Origin of the sequence: Flavobacterium sp. RHBU_3 (assembly GCF_046613565.1) — a bacterium.
GTDB lineage: Bacteria > Bacteroidota > Bacteroidia > Flavobacteriales > Flavobacteriaceae > Flavobacterium.
Genome location: NZ_JBKJHC010000030.1, coordinates 1 through 3168 on the forward strand (window position 1 = coordinate 1; position 3168 = coordinate 3168).

The window sequence follows — 3168 nt, forward strand, 5'->3', positions numbered from 1 at the left end:
AAAAGAAAGGCGATGACATACTCTCCCACAAGATGCAGTACCATCTGCGCAGGCGGGCTTAACTTCTCTGTTCGGGATGGGAAGAGGTGAGCCCCGCCGCAATAATCACCTTAAGTTTTTAGTTTAAGGTTTCACGTTATTCTTGTTACAGGTTCTCAACGAACTTGAAACTTGAAACTTGAAACTTTTTAAACTGCAGCTTCGCTGCAAATATTTTAACATACTGAGATTGATATCCATAATACTTCTTAGAAAGTTCTCTCCTCTCCGCCGGGGCGGAGAGGAAAAGAGGCGTACATAAGCTTACGGGTTATTAGTACTACTCGACTATGACATTACTGCCTTTACATCTGTAGCCTATCAACGTGGTCATCTTCCACGACCCTTAAAAGAAATCTCATCTTGTGGTGGGTTTCGCGCTTATATGCTTTCAGCGCTTATCCCTTCCGAACGTGGCTACTCTGCGGTGCCCTTGGCAGGACAACAGATACACCAGAGGTTCGTCCGACTCGGTCCTCTCGTACTAGAATCAGATCCACTCAAATTTCTAACGCCCGCAGTAGATAGAGACCGAACTGTCTCACGACGTTCTGAACCCAGCTCGCGTGCCACTTTAATGGGCGAACAGCCCAACCCTTGGGACCTTCTCCAGCCCCAGGATGTGACGAGCCGACATCGAGGTGCCAAACCCCCCCGTCGATATGAGCTCTTGGGGGAGATCAGCCTGTTATCCCCGGCGTACCTTTTATCCTTTGAGCGATGGCCCTTCCATACGGAACCACCGGATCACTATGCTCTACTTTCGTACCTGATCGACCTGTATGTCTCTCAGTCAAGCTCCCTTATGCCATTGCACTCTACGCACGGTTACCAAGCGTGCTGAGGGAACCTTTAGAAGCCTCCGTTACTCTTTTGGAGGCGACCACCCCAGTCAAACTACCCACCAAGCAATGTCCCCCTAACAAGGGGTTAGGCCTCAGATAACCAAAGGGTGGTATTTCAACAATGACTCCACAAGTCCTGGCGAACCCATTTCATAGTCTCCCACCTATCCTACACATCAATTATCCAAGGTCAATACTAAGCTATAGTAAAGGTGCACAGGGTCTTTTCGTCCCACTGCGGGTAATCGGCATCTTCACCGATACTACAATTTCACCGAGCTCATGGCTGAGACAGTGTCCAGATCGTTACACCATTCGTGCAGGTCGGAACTTACCCGACAAGGAATTTCGCTACCTTAGGACCGTTATAGTTACGGCCGCCGTTTACTGGGGCTTCAATTCAATGCTTCTCCGAAGATAACATCTCCTCTTAACCTTCCAGCACCGGGCAGGTGTCAGGCCCTATACTTCATCTTACGATTTTGCAGAGCCCTGTGTTTTTGATAAACAGTCGCCTGGACCTTTTCACTGCGGCCAGCATTGCTGCTGGCGACCTTTCTCCCGAAGTTACAGGTCTATTTTGCCTAATTCCTTAGCCATGAATCTCTCGAGCGCCTTAGGATACTCTCCTCGACCACCTGTGTCGGTTTACGGTACGGGTTCTTATAATCTAAGTTTAGAGGTTTTTCTTGGAAGCCCTTAGGCACACTATCACTTTGTCCGAAGACTCCGTGTACTATCGTATTTCACCAAATCCTGCGCATTTAACTACAAGACCTATAGCTACGTACTTTAACGAACTATTCCGTCAGTTCGCGGTGCTTTCATCACTCCGTCGCCCCATCACAATTATAAGAAGTACGGGAATATTAACCCGTTGGCCATCGATTAGCCCTTTCGGGGTTACCTTAGGTCCCGACTAACCCTCAGCTGATTAGCATAGCTGAGGAAACCTTAGTCTTACGGCGTGCGGGTTTCTCGCCCGCATTATCGTTACTTATGCCTACATTTTCTTTTCCAGAAGCTCCAGCAATACTCACATATCACCTTCTGCGCCGCTGGAATGCTCCCCTACCACTTTTTCAAGTCCATAGCTTCGGTAGTATACTTATGCCCGATTATTATCCATGCTCGTCCGCTCGACTAGTGAGCTGTTACGCACTCTTTAAATGAATGGCTGCTTCCAAGCCAACATCCTAGCTGTCTGGGCAGACAAACCTCGTTTTTTCAACTTAGCATACATTTGGGGACCTTAGCTGATGGTCTGGGTTCTTTCCCTCTCGGACATGGACCTTAGCACCCATGCCCTCACTACTGGTAAACATTTATTAGCATTCGGAGTTTGTCAGGAATTGGTAGGCGGTGAAGCCCCCGCATCCAATCAGTAGCTCTACCTCTAATAAACTAAGCCAGCGCTGCACCTAAATGCATTTCGGGGAGTACGAGCTATTTCCGAGTTTGATTGGCCTTTCACCCCTACCCACAGGTCATCCGAAGTCTTTTCAACGACAACCGGTTCGGACCTCCACTGTGTGTTACCACAGCTTCATCCTGCCCATGGGTAGATCACACGGTTTCGCGTCTACCATTACTGACTATAGCGCCCTATTCAGACTCGCTTTCGCTACGGATCCATACCTGAAGTACTTATCCTTGCCAGCAACGGTAACTCGTAGGCTCATTATGCAAAAGGCACGCCGTCACCCCTAAAGGCTCCGACCGCTTGTAGGCGCACGGTTTCAGGATCTATTTCACTCCGTTATTCACGGTTCTTTTCACCTTTCCCTCACGGTACTGGTTCACTATCGGTCTCTCAGGAGTATTTAGCCTTAGCGGATGGTCCCGCCAGATTCAGACAGGGTTTCACGTGCCCCGCCCTACTCAGGATACTGCTATCTATTACATCGGTTACCTGTACGGGGCTATCACCCTGTATCGCTTACCTTTCCAGGTAATTCCAATTCCCTTTGCATAAAATATCGCAGTCCTACAACCCCACAATTGCCGTAACAACCATGGTTTGGGCTAATCCGCGTTCGCTCGCCACTACTTACGGAATCACTTTTGTTTTCTTCTCCTCCGCCTACTTAGATGTTTCAGTTCAGCGGGTTTGCTCACCTAACGGTGTACTATGTCTTCAACATAGTGGGTTGCCCCATTCGGAAATCTTCGGATCAATCTGTATGTGCCAGTCCCCGAAGCTTATCGCAGCTTATCACGTCCTTCTTCGCCTCTGAGAGCCACAGGCATCCCCCGTACGCCCTTATTTTGCTTATTGTACTTT

At 48.8% G+C, this 3168-nt stretch carries 2 rRNA genes; both read right to left on the reverse strand.

Annotated features, from left to right (window positions below):
* Nucleotides 1-4: 4 nt before the first annotated feature.
* Nucleotides 5-113 (reverse strand): 5S ribosomal RNA (gene rrf / locus ACLI1A_RS19490).
* 180 nt (nucleotides 114-293) lie between these two features.
* A 23S ribosomal RNA gene (locus tag ACLI1A_RS19495) occupies nucleotides 294-3162 on the reverse strand.
* Between the last annotated feature and the right edge of the window lie 6 nt (nucleotides 3163-3168).